Origin of the sequence: Pseudoxanthomonas sp. F37 (assembly GCF_022965755.1) — a bacterium.
In the GTDB taxonomy this organism is placed as follows: Bacteria; Pseudomonadota; Gammaproteobacteria; order Xanthomonadales; family Xanthomonadaceae; genus Pseudoxanthomonas_A.
This window is the reverse complement of the sequence record NZ_CP095187.1, coordinates 1,127,126-1,145,821: the sequence shown is the minus strand read 5'-3', so window position 1 is coordinate 1,145,821 and position 18,696 is coordinate 1,127,126. Positions and strand designations below refer to the sequence as shown.

Sequence of the window (18,696 nt, the reverse complement as noted above, 5' to 3'; positions counted from 1 at the left end):
GCTTCCTCACTCGTCGCCATCGGACACCACCTGCAGCGGGGCGCCCACCGGGAGATTGGCGGCATCCTTCCCCAGGCTGATCTCCGCCAGGTAGCTGAGCCGCTGTGCGTCCTGGCCGGTCAGCGCGAAGTACGGGGTAAAGCTGGGCTCGCTGCGGATCATCCGCACGCGGCCCTGGTAAGTCGTGTCCTGCCCGTCCAGGCGCACGCGCACGGTGTCTCCCACCTTCAGCCGATTGCGCAGCGCCTGCGGCAGGTACACGCGCGCGTACGGCGCTTCGCCCACCAGCATCACGGCCAGCGGCGCGCCGACCGGGGCCTGGTCGCCGAGCTTGTACGGAAGGCTGTCGATGCGGCCCGCACGCGGTGCCACGATGTCGAGCTTCTCCAGTGTCACCGCCTGCACGCGCGCCTGTGCTTCTGCCGCTGCGACGGCGGCTTGGCCCTGGGCGACCTGTTCGGCGCGCGTGCCACGGTCCAACTCCAGCAACGCGGCCTGCGCCAGGCGCACCTGCGCCTGTGCGCTCTGCGCCGCGGCGCGCGCGCGATCCACCTCGGAGGCCGCGACCAGGCGCTGGCGCCCCAGCGGCTGCAGGCGCGCGTAATAAGCGTCGGCATCCCGGGCCTGTGCCTGCGCGGCGGCCAGGCTGGCGCGCGCCTGGGCGATGGCCTCGGCGCGGGGACCGGCGCGCAGTTCGGCCAGCACCTCGCGGCTTTGCGTGGCCTGTGCCTCCACGGCCGCCAGCTGCGATCGGGTGCGCGTCAGCTCCAACTGGAGCAGCGGCGCACCCGCGGTCACCTGCTGGCCTTCGCGCACATCGATGCGCACGATCTTCTCGGCCACCGGCGCGGGCAGCGTCACCCGGTCCCATTCCAGCGTACCCAGGGCCTGCGGCGCGTCCGCCCCGCAGGCGGCCAGCGCCAGCATCACCGTCGCCAGCACGGCGCTTCGCAGTTCACTTCGCATGGTCAAGCTCCAGGCCGCGGTCCAGCAGCACCAGCGTGTGCCGGCGCAGGTCGTCGAAATCGATGTCGTCGGCGCCGAACAGCTGGCGCCAGATGGGCGCGCTGGCCAGCGGAAACATGGTCAGCCCGATCAGCGACACCATCAGCAGGCGCGGGTCGAGATCGGGATTGAGCTGTCCGGCCTGCTGCGCGGCGGCGAAGCGGCCGGCCATCATCGTCGGCAGCAGCGGACCGACCTGGCGGATCATCACCTCGCGCAGCGCGCCGCCCTCGCACAGGATCTCGCGTACCCACAGCGTCGGCAGCCACGGATGCTCGGCCACCACCGCGCCGATGCCTTGGACGAAGCCGGCGACCAGGCCGGCGATGTCGCCGTCGCCGGCCTGCATCACCGGCGCGCGCATCCGCGCCACCACCGGCAGCAACCGCTCGGTCACCACCGCTTCCTGCAACTGCGCCTTGTCGCCGAAGTAGTAGTGCACCAGCGCCGGCGTCACCCCGGCTTCGGTGGCGATGTCGCGCAGCGATGTGGCCCCGATCCCGCCGCGGACGAAGCACGCCAGCGCCGCATCCAGCAGGGTGGCGCGCAGGTCCGCGGTTTCTGCGGTCGGGCGCCGCCCACGGGCGCGCTTGCGCGGGGCGGCCTTGGGCGGGGCGTCCGCCTTGCCCGCGTGTCGGCGGGGATGGGTCGTCGATGTCATGGGATTTATTTAATTTTCCAATTAATTAAATTTCAAGCCCGTTCCGACGAACGGCGGCGCGGGTGGCCGGCCACCGGGCCGGCGCGCTACCCTGCGCGCCCGCCTTGCGTTTGCCAGGATCGCCGCCATTTCCTCGGACAGCCCCCGCCTGTGGGTGTTCACGCTGGAAGCCCGGCCGCGCGCCGACAGCCCGGACTTCGCCGAAGCCGGCGGTGCGTACGTCACCTGCTACCAGAAGCCCGGATTCGCCGATGACCCCATGCGGCGCGCGTCCGAGTTCATCCGCGAACAGGGCTGGGTGGTCGTGGCGGTGGAGGACGAACCGGTGCAGATCGACCGCGACGAAGCCCCCAATCCCGACCACTTCGACCAGGCCCTCGTCGAGGACGAGGTTTACGTCTTCAACCAGTGGCCGGTCGAGGATGCCGACGACCAGACGCGCCACTAGCCCCCCGGATACATCGAACCCCTGCCCCATGACTGCCCCCAGCAAGCGCGAATTCACCCTGGAACCCGAAAACACCGAACGCCTGGCCAACCTGGCCGGCCCCTTCGACGCCCACCTGCGCCAGATCGAACTGCGGCTGGGCGTGGAAATCGCCAACCGCGGCGCCGTCTTCCGCGTCACCGGCCCGGAGAAGGCCGTGGCCGCGACCGAGAAGCTGCTGCATGCGCTGTACCAGGAAGCCGCCGGCGAAACCTTCGACAGCGAGGCCATCCATCTGCGCCTGAATGCCGCCAACGTGGACCAGGTGGCCGACGAGGGCTATGCCCCGCAGGACGTGGCCATCAAGGTCAAGCGCGGCACCGTGCGCGGTCGCGGCGCCAACCAGGCCAAGTACCTGCACGCCATCGCCACCCACGACATCAACTTCGGCATCGGCCCGGCGGGCACCGGCAAGACGTTCCTGGCCGTGGCCAGTGCGGTGGAGGCGTTGAACGAGTCGCGCGTGCAGCGGCTGATCCTGGTGCGCCCCGCGGTGGAGGCCGGCGAGAAGCTGGGCTTCCTGCCCGGCGACCTCTCGCAGAAGGTCGACCCCTACCTGCGGCCGCTGTACGACGCCCTGTACGAGATGCTGGGCGTGGAGAAGGTGGTCAAGCTGCTGGAGAAGAACGTCATCGAGATCGCGCCGCTGGCCTACATGCGCGGCCGCACGCTCAACGATGCCTTCGTCATCCTCGACGAGGCGCAGAACACCACCATCGAACAGATGAAGATGTTCCTCACCCGCATCGGCTACGGCAGCACGGCGGTGGTGACCGGCGACCTCACCCAGATCGACCTGCCGCGGAACCAGAAGTCGGGCCTGAAGGACGCCCTGGACGTGCTGCGCGAGGTCGACGGCATCTCGTTCACCTTCTTCACCAGCCGCGACGTGGTGCGCCATCCGCTGGTGGCGAAGATCGTGCGGGCTTACGATGCGCGTGACGGCAAGGATGCCGAGACCGGACCGGCCGCGTGATGCCCGCAGCGTCGAGCTTGCTCCACCGCTTTGCTTCGCGGGATGATGACGCCGCGAGCCGTCGGGCACGTTCGACTCCATCGAGGCATACCCCATGACCCAAGGCCCCGTCCGTCTCGACGTTTCCGTCAGCTATGCGCTGCCGCGCACCGGCATCCCCTCGCCGGTGAGCTTCCGCAAGTGGGTGGCCGCGGCGCTGAAGGGCCGCATCCGCGAAGCGGACCTCGCCATCCGCATCGTCGACAGCAAGGAAGGCCGCGCGCTCAACCGGCATTACCGCGGACGCGACTACGCCACCAACGTGCTCAGCTTCCCGGCCGAGATGGCCGAAGGCGTCAAGCTGCCCAAGGGCGTGAAGATGCCGCTGCTCGGCGACCTGGTGATCTGCGCGCCGGTGGTCGCGCGCGAGGCGAAGGAGCAGAAGAAGCCGCTGGCCGCGCATTACGCCCACATGACCGTGCACGGTGCCCTGCACCTGCTGGGCTGGGACCACGAGGACGACAAGGAGGCCGACTGCATGGAACAGCTGGAACGCGAGATCCTGGCCGAACTCGGCATTGCCGACCCCTACGCGGAAGGCTGACCGTGCCGCGCCTGCTGTCGCTTGCGTCCTGTATCGCACTGGCCCTGCCCGTTCCGGTGCATGCCCGGACGGCCCCGCCCGACCTCGCCGCACTGATCGAATGCCGCGGCGACATGGCCGGCTTCATGGCGCTGGCGCCCGCCCTGCAGGACCCCCTGGAGGCCGTGGCACTGGGCTGGCAGCCGCTGCCGCAGGCCAACATGTTCATGACCGAATACCGCCTGGCGTCGCCGATCCGCGTGTTCGGGCACGAGAGCAGCCACATCGCCTTCTCCGGCGGCAGCGTGATGGCGATCCTGGACCTGCCCGACCCCCGGCCGCTGGCCGGCGAACTCGGGCTGGAAACGGCCATCGATACGCCGGCCAAGGCCATGTTCGGCAAGGAGCTGCGCAGCGAAGAATCCCGCGATGGCGAAAGCGGCCAGGTGCTGATCGAATCCGTCATTCTCAACGTCAGCAACGTGTCCTCGCATCCCGGCAAGACCCTGGTGGGGTGCAGCTACAGCCTGGACCTACCCGAGGAGGCTCCGGACGCCGACGCGCCCGAAGGGGCGCCAGCGCCTGCGTCCGGCGGACAACCGCGTTAGACTGAACCCCACGCCCCAGCGGGGCGACCATTCCCCAGAGATGTCAGAAGACGACAGTACCCGCGCGCCGGACGGCTCCGACAAACCCTCGGAGAAGCGGCGCTCCTGGCTGGACCGCCTCAGTTCGGCGTTCTCCGGCGAACCCAGCACACGCGACGACCTGGTGGACCTGCTGCGCGACGCGCAGTCCGACGGCCTGATCGGCGGCGACACCCTGAAGATGATGGAAGGCGCCATCGCCGTGGCCGACCTGACCGTGGGCGACGTGATGGTGCCGCGCGCGCAGATGGTGTCGCTGCCGGTGGAGGCGCGCTTCCTGGACCTGATGAAGCAGGTGGTGGAATCCGGCCATTCGCGCTTTCCCGTCCACGGCGACAACAAGGACGAGATCCTGGGCATCCTGCTGGCCAAGGACCTGCTGCGCGGGGTGGTGGCCGACAACGGCCCCGGCACCGTGCGCGAGCTGCTGCGGCCGGCGGTGCTGATTCCCGAGTCGAAGAAGCTGAACCTGCTGCTGAAGGAGTTCCGCCTGTCGCGCAACCACATGGCGATCGTGGTGGACGAGTACGGCGGCGTGGCCGGCCTGGTGACCATCGAGGACGTGCTGGAACAGATCGTCGGCGAGATCGACGACGAGCACGACGAAGCCGAGGACGGCGCCGCCCTGATCGCCGCGCAGGCCGACGGCCAGTTCGTGGTGGATGCGCTGACGCCCATCGCCGACTTCAACGAACGCTTCGGTGCCGACTTCCCGGACGACGAGTACGACACCGTCGGCGGGCTGGTCACCGCCGCCATCGGCCACCTGCCCGAAACCGGCGAGGAACTGACGCTGGGCCGTTTCCTGTTCCGGGTGGCGCGGGCCGATGCGCGGCGCGTGCACGCATTCCATGTCGGGGTGCTGGCGGATGCGTAGCGCGATCGCGCGCCTGGCGCTGCTGGGCGCGCTGTGGCTGCTGGCCGCCACGGCGTGGGCGGCGCCCCGCATCGGCGTGGCCACCATGCAGCCCGGCGAGGTGTTCTTCGAGCGCTTCGGGCACAACGCCATCATCGTGGTCGATCCCGCCAGCGGCGACGCCATCTCGTACAACTTCGGCTTCTTCGACCCGTCGGAAGCCGATTTCGTGGGCAACTTCGCGCGCGGCCACATGATGTATTACCTGGTCGCCCTGCCGTTCGAGCAGGACCTGGCGCAGTACCGCGACAGCGGCCGCGGCGTTTCCCTGCAGTGGCTCGACGTCACCCCCGGACAGGCGCAGGCGCTGGCCAGCGCGCTGGCCGAACGCGCCCGGCCGGAGAACGCGCGCTATCGCTACGACTACTTCACCTCCAACTGTTCCACCCAGGTACGCGACGCGCTCGATGCCGCGCTGGGCGGCGCGCTGAAATCGCAGCTGGCGGGCCGTTCGCGCGGCAACACCTTGCGCAGCGAAGCCGTGCGGCTGGCCTCGCCGGCAACGTGGATGTGGCTGGGCTTCGACGTGGGCCTGGGCCCGTCGGCGGACAAGCCGATGTCGCGCTGGGAGGAAGGCTACGTGCCGATGCGCCTGGCCGACAGCCTGCGCGAGGCGAAGAACGCCGATGGCCGCCCGCTGGTGCAGTCGGAGATGCAGCTGCTGCCGCACCGTATCGCGCCGGAGCCGGCCGAAACGCCACGCCGCTGGTGGCCCTGGCTGCTCGCGGGCGTGGTGGTCGCGGCGCTGGTCGCGTGGCTGGGGCGGCGCTGGCCCCGCGTGATCGCGGCCGTGGCGCTGCCGTTCTGGCTGCTGTGCTGCGTGGCGGGCGCGCTGCTGGTGTACCTGTGGGGCTTCACCGACCACTGGGCCGCGTGGGCCAACCGCAACCTGCTGCTGTTCAATCCGCTGTGCGTGCTGCTGGTGCCCGGCGCAATCGCCGTGCTGCGCCGCCGCAACCCGCCGGTGTGGTTCGGCTGGCTCACGCTCGCCATCGCCGCAGGCGCGCTGGTGGCGTGGTTCCTGCACTGGCTGCCGTTGCGGCCGCAATACAACCAGGCGTGGATCGCGCTGATGATGCCGGTCCATCTGGCGCTTGCATACGTATTCATGCCGCGACGCTTGTCGCCCTGAGCCCGGCCACGCACGATGCGGCCCTCTGCTCATCGCGAGGGTCGCATGCACCGTTTCCTGATTCCGCTCTTCGTCCTGCTGTCCAGCGCCACCGCGCATGCGGCGCCCGGACCGCGCGTGACCTCGCCCGACGGCACCCTCGTGGTGGAACTGGCCACCGACAACGACGGCCGGCCCTCGTATGCGGTGTCGCGCAAGGGTCAACCGGTCATCGCCCCGTCGCGGCTCGGCTTCCTGCTGCTGGATGCGCCCAAGTTCGAGCGCAACATCGAGATCGTGCAGCCGCGCACGCGCACGTTCGACGAAACCTGGGAACAGCCCTGGGGCGAGCGCCGCTTCATCCGCAACCACTACAACGAACTGACGGTCACGCTGAAGGAGAAGGCCAGGCCCTTCCGCCGCTTCGACGTGGTGTTCCGGGTGTTCGACGATGGCGTGGGCTTCCGGTACCGCTTCCCGGAGCAGCCCGGCCTGGAGCAGGTGAAGATCAGCGAGGAGCTGACCGAATTCTCGCTGGCGCGCGATGCCACCGCGTGGTGGATCCCCGCCGGCGAATGGAACCGCGAGGAGTACCTGTACCACCGCACGCCGGTGCAGCAGGTCGGCGATGCGCAGACGCCGATCACCTTCAGGTTCGGGGACGGCACCCACCTGTCCATCCACGAGGCGGCACTGGTCGACTACAGCGGCATGAACCTGACCCGCGTGGAGGACCGCAAACTCAAGGCCGACCTGACCCCGGGCATCGGCGAAGGCAAGGTGGTGCGTGCGGCGCCGTTCGATACGCCGTGGCGCACGCTGCTGCTGAGCGACGATGCGGCGGGCCTGGCGATGTCCAGCCTCACGCTGAATCTCAACGAACCCAACGCCCTGGGCGACGTGTCGTGGGTCACACCGATGAAGTACGTCGGCGTGTGGTGGGAAATGCACCTGGATCTGAAGAGCTGGGCGTCCGGCCCCAAGCACGGCGCCACCAACGAGAACGTCCGCAAGCACATCGATTTCGCTGCGAAACACGGCTTCGGCGGCGTGCTGGTGGAAGGCTGGAACGTGGGCTGGGACGGCGACTGGTTCGGCAACGGCGAGGATTTCAGCTTCACCCGGTCGTATCCGGATTTCGACCTGGAAGCGCTCAGCCGCTACGCCCGCTCGAAAGGCGTCGTGCTGATCGGCCACCACGAGACCTCCGGCAACGCCGCGCACTATGAAGAGCAACTGGGCGACGCCTTCGACCTGTACCAGCGCGTGGGCGTGCCGGCGGTGAAGACCGGCTACGTGGCCGACGCCAGCCAGGCCAAGGTCACCGGCGCCGACGGCCAGCGCCACTACGCGTGGCACGAAGGCCAGGACATGGCGCGCCATCACCTGAAGGTGGTGACCGAAGCGGCCAAGCGCCACATCGCGGTGAACCCGCACGAGCCGATCAAGGACAGCGGCCTGCGCCGCACGTATCCGAACTGGATCACCCGCGAAGGCGCGCGCGGCATGGAGTTCAGCGCCTGGGGACAGCCCGGCAACCCGCCGGAACACGAGGCCAACCTGGTGTTCACCCGCCTGCTGGCCGGCCCCATGGATTACACGCCGGGCATCTTCGGCATGAAGACGCGCTCCACCGACGGCATCGCCACCACCTGGGCCAAGCAGCTGTCGCTGTACGTGGTGATCTACAGCCCGTTGCAGATGGCCGCCGACCTGCTGGAGAACTACGAGAAGAATCCGGCCCCGTTCCAGTTCATCAAGGACGTGCCGGTGGACTGGGACGACACCCGCGTACTGAACGGCGAAGTGGGCGACTACGTGACTATCGCCCGCAAGGAACGCGGCGGCGACAACTGGTACCTGGGTGCGCTGACCGATGAGGACGGCCGCACGCTGAGCGTGCCGCTGTCCTTCCTGGAGCAGGGCCGCCGCTACACGGCGCAGATCTACCGCGATGGCGACCAGGCGCACTGGAAGACTGCGCCGCAGGACATCGTGATCGAAGAGCGCACGGTGACCCGCGCCGACACGCTGACGCTGAAGCTGGCGCCGGGCGGTGGGCAGGCGATCCGCTTCGTGGCGCAGTGATGACGGAGGCTTGTGTGTAGGAGCGCCCTTGGGCGCGATGCTCTTGTGCAGGCATCCACCGGAAAGCATCGCGGGCATGGCCCGCTCCTACCGTCGGCGCAGAGGTGACCGGGCTTGCCGCGACCGCGCGCGTGGCGCACGATTCACGCCATGAACGACCTCGCGCCCGTCGATACGAAACCCGCCCTGCCCCAGTGCGTCATCAACTGCGTGGTCTACGACCAGGGCGGCAAGCGGCGCGACATCGGGCTGGACGAGATCAGCGACGTGCTGGCCGTCGATGACGGCAGCTTCATCTGGGTGGGCCTGTACGAGCCGGCGGACGCCATCCTGGAGAAACTGCAGGAAGAGTTCTGCCTGCACGACCTGGCCGTGGAGGACGCGCAGAATGCGCACCAGCGCCCGAAGCTGGAGGCCTATGGCAACTCGCTGTTCGTGGCCGTGCACACGGCGCAGGTGGTGGACGACCGCATCCGCTTCGGCGAAACCCACGCCTTCCTGGGCCCCCGCTACCTGGTGACGGTGCGGCATGGCGCGTCGCTGTCGTACGCACCCGTGCGCGAACGCGTGCAGCGCGAACCGGAGCTGCTCGCACTGGGGCCCTCGTACGGGCTGTATGCGGTGCTGGACTACGTCGTCGACAACTACCGGCCCATCATCGACCAGTTCAAGCAGACGCTGGATGCGCTGGAGAAGGACATCTTCTCCGACACCTACCGGCGGGTGACGGTGGTCAAGCTGTACGAGCTCAAGCGCGAGCTGACCCAGATGCGGCTGGCGGTGGCGCCGCTGCAGGACGTGCTGGCGCAGCTGACGCGTTCGCAGAGCGCGCTGATCCCGGAAGAAGTGCGGCTGTACTTCCGCGACGTGCAGGACCACGTGCTGCGCGTGAACGAGTACACCGACACCCTGCGCGAGATGCTCACCACGGCGCTCAGCGTGAACCTGTCGCTGGTGACGCTGGCGCAGGGCGAGATCGTCAAGCGCCTGGGCGCGTGGGCCGCACTGCTCGCCGCCCCCACGCTGATCACCAGCTGGTACGGCATGAACTTCGAACACATGCCCGAACTGGCCGGCCGCTTCGCCTATCCCATCCTGATCGCCGGCGTGGCGCTGGCCTGCTTCGGCCTGTACCGCCTGTTCAAGCGTTCGCGCTGGCTCTGACGCCCTACCCCGCCGGATTGCGACCAAAGTCGAAGACCGAATCAGGCATTACGGATTGACCCCACCGGCGCGCGGGAGGACCCTACCCCGGTTCTCCCTGGAGGTGTGCTTATGAAGGGTCTGTCCAAGCTCGGCTGGGCATTGCTTGCGGTGGCGGGCGCGTTCGCGCTGGGCACGGTGGCACTGCGGCGCGGCGAGCACATCAACGCGCTGTGGATCGTGGTCGCCGCGGTGTCGATCTACCTGATCGCCTACCGCTTCTATGCGATGTTCATCGCGCGCAACGTCATGCAGCTGGACCCCCTGCGCGCCACGCCGGCCGTGCTGAACAACGATGGCCTGGACTACGTGCCGACCAACAAGCAGGTGTTGTTCGGCCACCACTTTGCGGCCATCGCCGGCGCCGGCCCGCTGGTGGGTCCGGTGCTCGCCGCCCAGATGGGCTACCTGCCCGGCCTGCTGTGGCTGGTCGTGGGCGTGGTGTTCGCGGGCGCGGTGCAGGACTTCATGGTCCTGTTCCTGTCCAGCCGGCGCAACGGCCGTTCGCTGGGCGACCTGGTGCGCGAGGAGCTGGGGCCCATTCCCGGCACCATCGCCCTGTTCGGCGCGTTCCTGATCATGATCATCATCCTGGCGGTGCTGGCGATGGTGGTGGTGAAGGCGCTGGCGGAAAGTCCCTGGGGCATGTTCACCGTCATCGCGACGATGCCCATCGCCCTGCTCATGGGCGTCTACATGCGCTACATCCGCCCCGGCAGGATCGGCGAGATCTCCGTGGTGGGCCTGATCCTGCTGCTGGGCGCCATCTGGCTGGGCGGCAAGGTGGGCGCGCACCCCACCTGGGGCCCGGCCTTCACCTTCACCGGTACCCAGATCACCTGGATGCTGATCGGCTACGGCTTCGTCGCCTCGGTGCTGCCCGTGTGGCTGCTGCTGGCCCCGCGCGACTATCTGTCCACCTTCCTCAAGATCGGTACCATCGTCGGCCTCGCCATCGGCATCCTGATCGTGATGCCCGACCTGAAGATGCCGGCGCTGACCCAGTTCGCCAGCACCGGCGATGGTCCGGTGTGGAAGGGCGGCATCTTCCCGTTCCTGTTCATCACCATCGCCTGTGGCGCGGTTTCGGGCTTCCATGCGCTGATCTCGTCGGGCACCACGCCCAAGCTGCTGGCGAACGAGTCGCACATGCCGTACATCGGCTACGGCGGCATGCTGATGGAATCGTTCGTTGCGGTCATGGCGCTGGTCGCCGCCGCCATCCTGGAACCGGGCATCTACTACGCGATGAACAGCCCGGCCTCGGCGATCGGCACCGACGCCGTCGCCGTGGCCGCCAAGGTCAGCGAGTGGGGCTTCCACATCACGCCCGAGGTGCTCGAAGCGACCGCCCGGGACATCGGCGAGCACACCATCCTTTCGCGTGCCGGCGGTGCGCCCACGCTGGCCGTGGGCATCGCGCAGATCCTGCACCAGGTGCTGCCCACCGCGAACAGCATGGCGTTCTGGTACCACTTCGCCATCCTGTTCGAGGCGCTGTTCATCCTGACCGCGGTGGATGCGGGCACGCGCGCCGGCCGTTTCATGCTGCAGGACCTGCTGGGCAACTTCATCCCGGCGCTGCGCAGGACCGAATCGTGGACCGCCAACATCATCGCCACCGGCGGCTGCGTGGCGCTGTGGGGTTATCTGCTCTACACCGGCGTGGTGGACCCGTTCGGGGGCATCCAGACGCTGTGGCCGCTGTTCGGCATCTCCAACCAGATGCTCGCCGGCATCGCCCTGATGCTGGGCACGGTGGTGCTGTTCAAGCTCAAGCGCGACCGCTATGCGTGGGTGACGGCCGTGCCCGCCGTGTGGCTGCTGATCTGCACCAGCTACGCCGGCCTGATCAAGCTGTTCGACAAGAACCCCGCGCAGGGCTTCCTGGCGCAGGCGGACAAGTTCAAGACCGGCATCGCCCAGGGCGAGATCCTGGCGCCGGCCAAGAACATGGAGCAGATGCAGCAGATCGTCACCAACGCCTACGTCAACACGGGCCTGACGGCATTGTTCCTGTTCGTGGTGTTCAGCATCCTGGTCTTCTCGATCCGGACCATCCTGATCGCCCGCCGCCATCCGCAGCGCACCGACCGGGAAACGCCGTACATCGCGCTGACGGCGGAGCAGCAGGCCGCGCAGGCGGGCCTGTAGGCCATGGGCACGCAACTCGTCCCGCTCTCGCACTTCGCCACGCACAAGCGCGTGTGGCGCAGGCTGGTGCAGACCGCGCGCCTGTGCTGCGGCATCCCGGACTACGACAACTACGTCCGGCACGTGCTGGAGAAGCATCCGGACCGCGAACCGATGGACTACAAGACCTTCTTCCGCGAACGACAGGAAGCGCGCTTCGGCGGCAGGAGCGGGTTCCGCTGCTGCTAGCCGCGTAACCGCGAAGACACTAGGAGGCGGGGCCCGAGGGCCTCGCCTTCTTGTTGCCATTCATCGCCAGGACCATTTCTGTTGGCCGCTGCGGCCTAGGCGCGGCGTTGTTCCCTGCACGGCTTGCCTTGCGCAGCCATCCAACACCGCACCGCAAGGGGACACCATGAAGATCGCAAACACCATCCGCGGCCGTATGCGGCTGCGTACCCTGCTGGGCTCGGCAGGCGCCAGCCTGCTGCTCTGCCTCGGCCTGAGTTCCAGCGCCCTCGCCAACGGCACCATCGGCACTCCGACGCCGGTCGACGCCGGGCTCAGCTGCAAGGATTTCGACACCGCCGGCATCCTCACCGAAATGGTGATCAATCCATTGCCGGTCGGCATCCAGGCGCACACCGACGGGACGCTCACGGTGGATACCATCCACTTCGAATCCACCAGTGGCTGGCTGCTTTACTGGGAGCAACTCAGCACCGGCCAGTCCATCCACAGTGTGTCCATCAGCGGTGGCGGCAGCGCCATGCTCTACACCTACGACCCGCCCGTGACCGCGGACGCCGGCCTGCACCTGCCCGGTTCCAGCACGCTGGTGTCGATCTCCACCACTAATCCTTACCCACAGATCAACCAGGCCACGTTCTGCTACAGCACGCCGGGCGAAACCGGCTTCGAGGGCTGCACGCTGGGCTACTGGAAGGTGAAGAAGCACCACGACTCGTGGCCGTCGCCGTACGCGACCTACAGCAACCTGCAGAACTACTTCGGCCTGGATGCGCCCGACGCCAGCCTGCTGACCGCTCTGAGCTTCCAGGGTGGTCCGGGTGTGGATGGCGGCAAGCGCATCCTGTTGAAGCAGGCGGTAGCGGCGCTGCTCAACTCCGCTTCAGGCGGCGTGGACTACCCGCTCACCACCGCACAGGTCACCAGCCAGGTGACCGCGGCGCTGGCCACCGGCGATCGCGAAATCATGCTGTCGCTGGCCACCACGCTCGATGCCTACAACAACCAGGGTTGCCCCCTGAACTGACCCCTGATCGATCCGCACGCGGAGAGCGAGCGGGAGGAGACGATGCGCATCCTCCCGCTCCGCGTGCGTCCAGCCCGAGCCTATGCCATGCCGCGCAGCAGGATGCCGGTGATGTACGCGCAATATGTGCCCAGCGCATAACCGAACACCGCCAGCAGCACCGCCACCGGTGCCAGCGAAGGATGGAATGCACTGGCCACGACGGGCGCCGACGCCGCCGCGCCGATGTTGGCCTGTGAACCCACCGCAGCGAAGAACAACGGCGCCTTGATCAGTTTGGCGACGATGAAGAGCAGCAGGCCATGGGTCAGGATCCAGATTGCGCCCAGCAGGAACAGCCACGGCTTGTCGACCAGCGCCTTCAGGTCCATGTGCATGCCGATGGTGGCGATCAGCACGTACAGCATCGCGGTGCCGACCTTCGACGCACCGGCGCCTTCCATCTGCCGCGCGCGGGTGAAGCTGAGCAGCAGGCCCACGGTGGTGGCGATCACCACCATCCAGAAGAACGTGGAGGTCAGGCTGAATTCTTCCAGTTTCCATTCCGCCGGCAATGTCTTGATCCACTCGACCAGCGGCGTGGCGAGGAAATGCGCCAGGCCCGTCGTGCCCAGGCCGATGCCCAGGATGATCATCAGATCGGTCAGCGTGGGGTTGCGCGCATGCTGGGCGTGGTAGCTCTCCATGCGCTCGCGCAGGTCATCGATCACGCGGGTGTCGGCCCCCATCCAGCGATCGATCCTGGCGGCCCGCGGTATCAGGAACAGCAGGAACGCCATCCACACGTTCGCGACGAGGATGTCGACCGCGACGAACTGGCCGAACAGGGTGGAATCGACCGCGAAGACTTCCTTCATCGCCGCCTGGTTGGCACCACCGCCGATCCAGCTGCCCGCGAGCGTGGCCATGCCGCTCCAGGTATCGCCGGCCACGGTCTCCGGGTGGATGATGCCCAGCGCGATGAACGACACGAGGGCGCCCAGCATCACGCCTGCCGTACCGGTCAGGAACATGATGATCGCCTTCGGTCCCAGCCGCAGGATCGCCACCAGGTCGATGGCGATGCAGAACAGCGCCAGCGAGCTGGGCAGCATGTAGTCGCGCGCCATCTCGTACAGGCCGGACGCATTGCCATCGATCAGGCCGAAACTGTTGTAGATCGCTGGCAGCAGGTAGCACATCAGCAGTGCCGGCACGACGGCGTAGAACTTCTTCCAGGCGCCGGCCGGACGCGAGGCGCCCCAGAAGACGAAGGCCAGCGTGGCGGCCAGCAGGCCCATCACGACGGCGTCGTTCTGGATCAGTGCGGTGGATGGTGCGGCGGCTTCGATCGCCATCGGTCAGGACTCCCCTGCGGACTTCGGAAAAGGCGATGGCCGGCGCACGGCCGGCCATCGCGCGACACTCAACGGCCGATATGCCGCTTCAGCCAGTCGTTGACGGTGTCGTGCCACAGGATGCTGTTCTGCGGCTTGAGCACCCAGTGGTTCTCGTCGGGGAAGTACAGCAGCTTGGATTCGATGCCCTTGCGCTGCAGCGCGGTGAACGTGGACAGGCCCTGGTCCACGGGCACCCGGTAGTCCTTCTCGCCCTGCACCACCAGCATCGGCACGCGCCACTTAGCGACGTGATTGACCGGATTGAACTTCTCGTAGTTCTCCGGCTTGTCGAACGGCGTGCCGCCGTTCTCCCATTCGGTGAACCACAGCTCTTCGGTCACATAGCCCATCGAACGGGTGTCGAACACGCCGTCGTGGTTGACCAGGCACTTCCACGGCTCGTTCCAGTTGCCGGCGATCCAGTTGATCATGTAGCCGCCATAGCTGGCGCCCAGCGCGCAGGCGTTCTTGCCGTCGAGGAAGGCGTACTTCTGCTGCGCCGCGGCCCAGCCCTTCTGCAGGTCTTCCAGCGGCCGGTCGCCCCAGTGCTGGCTGATCGCGTCGGTGAAGGCCTGGCCGTAGCCGGTGGAACCATGGAAGTCGATCATCACCACCGCGTAGCCCTGGCCCGCGTAGGTCTGCGGGTTCCAGCGGTAGCTCCAGCCGTTGCCGAAGCTGCCCTGCGGGCCGCCGTGTATCAGGAAAGCGACCGGGTACTTCTGGCCTTCCACATAATCGTGCGGCTTGACCACGTAACCGTGCACGGTCTCGTTGTTCCAGCCGGCGAAGTCGAACTGTTCGAAGTCGCCGAAACTGACATCCTTCAGCACGTCCTGTGCGCTCGGCGTGATGGCACGCAGCGGCGCGCCGGCCAGGGTGGTGGTGAACAGCTGGTCGCCCGTCTTCAGCGTGTTGCGGGTGAAGGCCAACGTATCGCCGGCGATGTCGAAGGCCGAGATGCTGCCCTCGGCGACCACCGGCTTCGCCGTGCCGCTGGCGACATCGACGGCGAACAGCGGGTGCTGGCCCACGTCCTGTGCGGTGGTGTAGATCGTCGCGCCGTCCTTCGACACCACGATGCCGTCGGCGGAGCGGTCCCATGAAGGTGCGATCTCGCGCACCTGCTTCGAGGCCAGGTCCATCGCCATCAGGCCGAAGCGGTCGGCTTCGAAGCCCGGGCGCTTCATCGCGCGGTAGTACAGCGTCTTGCCGTCTGCGCTGAACACCGGGCCGGTGTCCCAGGCGGGATTGGACGCCGTCAGGTTGACCGGCGCGCCGCTGCCGTCCGCGGCGACCTGGTACAGGTCGAAATTGGTCGACCAGGCCTCGCCCTTGCCGGCCACGCGGATGGCGGCAACGACCGACGAACCGTCCGGCGACCAGGTGTACTCGTCGGCGCCACCAAAGGGCTTGGAAGGCGCATCGCCATCCAGGCTGTCGGTCAGCGAGGTGGCGCTGGCAACCGGCTTCGCCTTGCCTTCCGGCAGCGTGGCGACGAACAGGCGGCTGCGGCGGCCATCGGCCCAGGTGTCCCAATGACGGACGAACAGGCCGTCGTACACCACGCCGCTGCTCTTCTTCGCCGCGGTGTCGTCCAGCTTCTTCTTCGTGCAGGCGAAGTCGGCCTTGCAGTCGGCGAAGGTGTCGGTGCTGAACAGCACGCGCGTGCCGTCCGGCGACAGCTTGTAGCCGGCCACGTCCAGCGCGAACGCCGTCAGCTGGCGCGGCGTGCCGCCGCCCAGCGGCATCGCATACAGCTGCTGGGTGCCGGACTTCGCACTGAGGAAGTACACCGTCTTGCCATCCGGCGAGAACGAGGGCGAGTTGACGTTCCACCCTTCCGGCGTCAAGCGCTTCGGCGGCCCCATGTCGCGGGTCAGCAGGTTGCGGACCCACAGGCTGCTGCTGGCCTTGACCACGTCGGCATCGACGATGCGCTTGGCGAAGACGACCGTGCCCCCATCCGGCGACAGCACCGGCGAGGACACGCGGTCCAGCTTCTGCAGGTCGCGCACATCCAGACCGCGCGCGGCGGCGAGCGACGGCAGCGCCGCCAGCAGACAGAGGGGCAACAGGGCGGATCTGAGGTTCATCCGGGGCTCCGGCGACGGGAAAACCTCGATGTTAGGCGCTAAACGCGGCGCGGCGCAAAGGCGTGAAGTCACGCCCCTGCGCCGTGCAGCCGCTCAATGCGGGCCGGACCCGGCCTCACCCAGTGCCTTGGACCTGGCACCGGTGCGGTACAGCAGCCAGCCCACGATCGCCAGGACCACCAGGCCGACGATCTCGCCCTGCTGGAAGGCCTCCGGCAGCACCAGCACGTCGCGGTCCTTGGTGGCATAGATGGCGACGCCCACGGCGATGCCCATCAGCGCCTCGCCGGTGATCAGGCCCGCGGCGAACAGCGTGCCGGGGCGATGGATGCGGTCGCGCGCTTCCTCGTCCTTCGTGCCCACCATGCCGTGGCGCTTCTCCACCAGGTAGGCCAGCAGACCCCCCAGGAAGATCGGCACCATCAGTTCCAGCGGCAGGTAGATGCCGATGGCCGCGGCCAGCACGGGCACGCGGAAGCTGCTCTTGCGGGCCTTCAGCATCTCGTCGATCGCGATGATGACCGCGCCGATGACGGCACCAATGCCGATGATGCCCCACGGCAACTCGCCACCGAACAGGCCCTTGGCCACCGACGCCATCAACGTGGCCTGCGGCGCGGACAGCGGATTGGGATGTTCGGCCGTCGGCGCACCGATGCCGTAGGCCTCGGACAGGATGTTCAGCACCGGCGCCATGATCAGCGCGCAGGAGAACGCACCGATGCCGAGCATCAGCTGCTGCTTCCACGGCGTCGCGCCGACCAGGTAGCCCGCCTTGAGGTCCTGCAGGTTGTCGCCGCCCACCGCCGCGGCGCAACACACCACCGCGCCGATCATGATCGCGGCCACGGCCCCCAGCGGCGCCCCGCCCGCCCCCACGGCCATGCGCCCGCTCTCGCCCAGCAGCAACAGCAGCACGACCGAAGCGAACAGGATGGTGGCGATGGTGATGCCCGACACGGGATTGTTGGACGACCCCACCAGGCCGGCCAGGTAGGCCGACACCGACACGAACAGGAAGCCAGCCACGATCATGATGATCGCCATCGGGATGCTGACGTGCCACATGCCGACGATGGCCTGGTACAGCAGCAGCAACGGCAGCACGAAGACGACCAGGGCCACCAGCATCCACTTCATCGGCAGGTCGCGCTCGGTCTCGGCGACATCGGCGCCACCGGAACCGGCACGCGCGGCGGCGATGCCGCTCTTCACGCCCGACAGCAGCGACTTGCGCAGCGAGAACAGCGTCCACACGCCGCCGATCAGCATGGCGCCCACGCCCAGGTAGCGGATCTTGGCCGACCAGATGGCGCCGGCGATGTCCTCGGGGCCCGCACCCGCGATGCTCTGCGCCAGCGCGGGATCGGTGCCCAGGAAGGCCATGTGGTACAGCGGAATGGCGATGTGCCAGGACAGGATGCTGCCGGAAAGCACCACGATGCCGATGTTCAGGCCCACGATATAGCCCACGCCCAGCAGCGCCGGCGACAGGTTGGTGCCCATGTAGCCGAGGTATTTGCCGAAGAAGCCGGCGCCCGCCGCGGTATCCGGGATCAGGCGCATGCCGCTGTGGGCGGCGACCTTAAGCACCGCGCCGATGGCGGCGGAGAAGGCCAGGATCTTCAGGCCGGGGCCGGGGTTCTCGCCGGCCTTCAGCACTTCGGCCGCGGCCTTGCCTTCGGGAAACGGCAACGGTTCCTCGACGATCATCGAGCGGCGCAACGGTACCGAGAACAGCACGCCCAGCAGGCCGCCGAGACCGGCGATGGCCAGCACCCAGGAATACTGGAAATCCTGCCAGTAGCCCAGGATGATCAGGGCGGGGATCGTGAAGATCACGCCTGCCGCGATCGACGAGCCGGCCGAAGCGCCGGTCTGCACGATGTTGTTCTCCAGGATCGTGCCGCCGCCCAGCAGGCGCAGCACGCCCATCGAGACGACGGCCGCCGGGATGGCGGTGGCCACGGTCAGGCCGGCGAACAGGCCAAGGTAAGCGTTGGCGGCCGACAGCACGACGGCCAGCACGATGGCCAGCACGACGGCGCGGAAGGTGAGTTGCGGGGTCCCCTGCGGGCTCATTGCACGTTCCCGGATTGCGGAAAGCCGACACGCTAGCGTCCGCTGCCCGGCAAGTCCAGCCGGGAGAGGCCTGCCGG

Annotated in this window: 16 protein-coding genes; 11 read left to right on the top strand and 5 right to left on the bottom strand. The window is 68.0% G+C overall.

Annotated elements, in window-relative coordinates; translation table 11 throughout:
* Positions 1–6 precede the first annotated feature (6 nt).
* Positions 7–966, bottom strand: coding sequence for an HlyD family efflux transporter periplasmic adaptor subunit (locus tag MUU77_RS05285; RefSeq protein WP_245092375.1), 960 nt, complete (start codon positions 964–966; stop codon positions 7–9).
* A complete protein-coding gene (locus MUU77_RS05280) occupies positions 956–1,666 on the bottom strand; it encodes a TetR/AcrR family transcriptional regulator (protein WP_245092373.1) in 711 nt (236 codons plus the stop codon). Before MUU77_RS05280 ends, MUU77_RS05285 begins: the two co-directional genes overlap by 11 nt.
* Positions 1,667–1,820: 154 nt before the next feature.
* Between MUU77_RS05280 and MUU77_RS05275 the strand changes: the two genes are divergently transcribed.
* The 11 genes from MUU77_RS05275 (at position 1,821) to MUU77_RS05225 (ending at position 13,065) form a co-directional block, all read left to right on the top strand.
* On the top strand, positions 1,821–2,114 hold the full coding sequence (locus MUU77_RS05275) for a hypothetical protein (RefSeq protein WP_245092371.1): 294 nt from the start codon (positions 1,821–1,823) through the stop codon (positions 2,112–2,114).
* A gap of 28 nt (positions 2,115–2,142) precedes the next feature.
* Positions 2,143–3,129: a PhoH family protein gene (locus MUU77_RS05270; protein WP_245092369.1), complete on the top strand. Its 987-nt coding sequence runs from the start codon at positions 2,143–2,145 to the stop codon at positions 3,127–3,129.
* Between the two features lie 94 nt (positions 3,130–3,223).
* Positions 3,224–3,712 (top strand): rRNA maturation RNase YbeY, encoded by a 489-nt coding sequence (gene ybeY / locus MUU77_RS05265; RefSeq protein ID WP_245092367.1) that lies wholly within the window; start codon positions 3,224–3,226, stop codon positions 3,710–3,712.
* 11 nt (positions 3,713–3,723) lie between these two features.
* The gene (locus MUU77_RS05260; RefSeq protein WP_245094247.1) at positions 3,724–4,299 is read left to right on the top strand and encodes a hypothetical protein; all 576 of its coding nucleotides are present in this window, start codon (positions 3,724–3,726) and stop codon (positions 4,297–4,299) included.
* Between the two features lie 40 nt (positions 4,300–4,339).
* Entirely contained in the window at positions 4,340–5,215 is an 876-nt protein-coding gene (locus MUU77_RS05255; RefSeq protein WP_245092365.1) for a transporter associated domain-containing protein, read from the top strand.
* The gene (locus tag MUU77_RS05250; protein ID WP_245092363.1) at positions 5,208–6,386 is read left to right on the top strand and encodes a DUF4105 domain-containing protein; all 1,179 of its coding nucleotides are present in this window, start codon (positions 5,208–5,210) and stop codon (positions 6,384–6,386) included. Before MUU77_RS05255 ends, MUU77_RS05250 begins: the two co-directional genes overlap by 8 nt.
* Before the next feature lie 45 nt (positions 6,387–6,431).
* Positions 6,432–8,453, top strand: a complete 2,022-nt coding sequence (locus tag MUU77_RS05245) for a glycoside hydrolase family 97 protein (RefSeq protein ID WP_245092361.1) — start codon at positions 6,432–6,434, stop codon at positions 8,451–8,453.
* A 150-nt stretch (positions 8,454–8,603) separates the two neighbouring features.
* The gene (gene corA / locus MUU77_RS05240; protein WP_245092359.1) at positions 8,604–9,617 is read left to right on the top strand and encodes a magnesium/cobalt transporter CorA; all 1,014 of its coding nucleotides are present in this window, start codon (positions 8,604–8,606) and stop codon (positions 9,615–9,617) included.
* Between the two features lie 111 nt (positions 9,618–9,728).
* Positions 9,729–11,810, top strand: coding sequence for a carbon starvation CstA family protein (locus tag MUU77_RS05235; protein ID WP_245092357.1), 2,082 nt, complete (start codon positions 9,729–9,731; stop codon positions 11,808–11,810).
* 3 nt (positions 11,811–11,813) lie between these two features.
* On the top strand, positions 11,814–12,038 hold the full coding sequence (locus tag MUU77_RS05230; protein WP_245092355.1) for a CstA-like transporter-associated (seleno)protein: 225 nt from the start codon (positions 11,814–11,816) through the stop codon (positions 12,036–12,038).
* 166 nt (positions 12,039–12,204) lie between these two features.
* The gene (locus tag MUU77_RS05225) at positions 12,205–13,065 is read left to right on the top strand and encodes a hypothetical protein (protein WP_245092353.1); all 861 of its coding nucleotides are present in this window, start codon (positions 12,205–12,207) and stop codon (positions 13,063–13,065) included.
* An 80-nt stretch (positions 13,066–13,145) separates the two neighbouring features.
* Here the strand turns inward: MUU77_RS05225 and MUU77_RS05220 are convergent, their stop codons facing one another.
* From MUU77_RS05220 to MUU77_RS05210, 3 genes are all read right to left on the bottom strand, one after another.
* The gene (locus tag MUU77_RS05220) at positions 13,146–14,402 is read right to left on the bottom strand and encodes a DUF819 family protein (RefSeq protein WP_245092351.1); all 1,257 of its coding nucleotides are present in this window, start codon (positions 14,400–14,402) and stop codon (positions 13,146–13,148) included.
* Between the two features lie 68 nt (positions 14,403–14,470).
* Positions 14,471–16,537, bottom strand: coding sequence for a S9 family peptidase (locus MUU77_RS05215; protein WP_245092349.1), 2,067 nt, complete (start codon positions 16,535–16,537; stop codon positions 14,471–14,473).
* 93 nt (positions 16,538–16,630) lie between these two features.
* Positions 16,631–18,619, bottom strand: coding sequence for an oligopeptide transporter, OPT family (locus MUU77_RS05210; protein WP_245092347.1), 1,989 nt, complete (start codon positions 18,617–18,619; stop codon positions 16,631–16,633).
* Between the last annotated feature and the right edge of the window lie 77 nt (positions 18,620–18,696).

Bases quoted from the DNA above. Each gene is read 5' to 3' on its own strand.
- MUU77_RS05285 (WP_245092375.1), bottom strand. From the start codon at position 966: ATGCGAAGTGAACTGCGAAGCGCCGTGCTGGCGACGGTGATGCTGGCG.
- MUU77_RS05280 (WP_245092373.1), bottom strand. From the start codon at position 1,666: ATGACATCGACGACCCATCCCCGCCGACACGCGGGCAAGGCGGACGCC.
- MUU77_RS05270 (WP_245092369.1), top strand. From the start codon at position 2,143: ATGACTGCCCCCAGCAAGCGCGAATTCACCCTGGAACCCGAAAACACC.
- ybeY (WP_245092367.1), top strand. From the start codon at position 3,224: ATGACCCAAGGCCCCGTCCGTCTCGACGTTTCCGTCAGCTATGCGCTG.
- MUU77_RS05255 (WP_245092365.1), top strand. From the start codon at position 4,340: ATGTCAGAAGACGACAGTACCCGCGCGCCGGACGGCTCCGACAAACCC.
- MUU77_RS05250 (WP_245092363.1), top strand. From the start codon at position 5,208: ATGCGTAGCGCGATCGCGCGCCTGGCGCTGCTGGGCGCGCTGTGGCTG.
- MUU77_RS05245 (WP_245092361.1), top strand. From the start codon at position 6,432: ATGCACCGTTTCCTGATTCCGCTCTTCGTCCTGCTGTCCAGCGCCACC.
- corA (WP_245092359.1), top strand. From the start codon at position 8,604: ATGAACGACCTCGCGCCCGTCGATACGAAACCCGCCCTGCCCCAGTGC.
- MUU77_RS05235 (WP_245092357.1), top strand. From the start codon at position 9,729: ATGAAGGGTCTGTCCAAGCTCGGCTGGGCATTGCTTGCGGTGGCGGGC.
- MUU77_RS05230 (WP_245092355.1), top strand. From the start codon at position 11,814: ATGGGCACGCAACTCGTCCCGCTCTCGCACTTCGCCACGCACAAGCGC.
- MUU77_RS05225 (WP_245092353.1), top strand. From the start codon at position 12,205: ATGAAGATCGCAAACACCATCCGCGGCCGTATGCGGCTGCGTACCCTG.
- MUU77_RS05220 (WP_245092351.1), bottom strand. From the start codon at position 14,402: ATGGCGATCGAAGCCGCCGCACCATCCACCGCACTGATCCAGAACGAC.
- MUU77_RS05215 (WP_245092349.1), bottom strand. From the start codon at position 16,537: ATGAACCTCAGATCCGCCCTGTTGCCCCTCTGTCTGCTGGCGGCGCTG.
- MUU77_RS05210 (WP_245092347.1), bottom strand. From the start codon at position 18,619: ATGAGCCCGCAGGGGACCCCGCAACTCACCTTCCGCGCCGTCGTGCTG.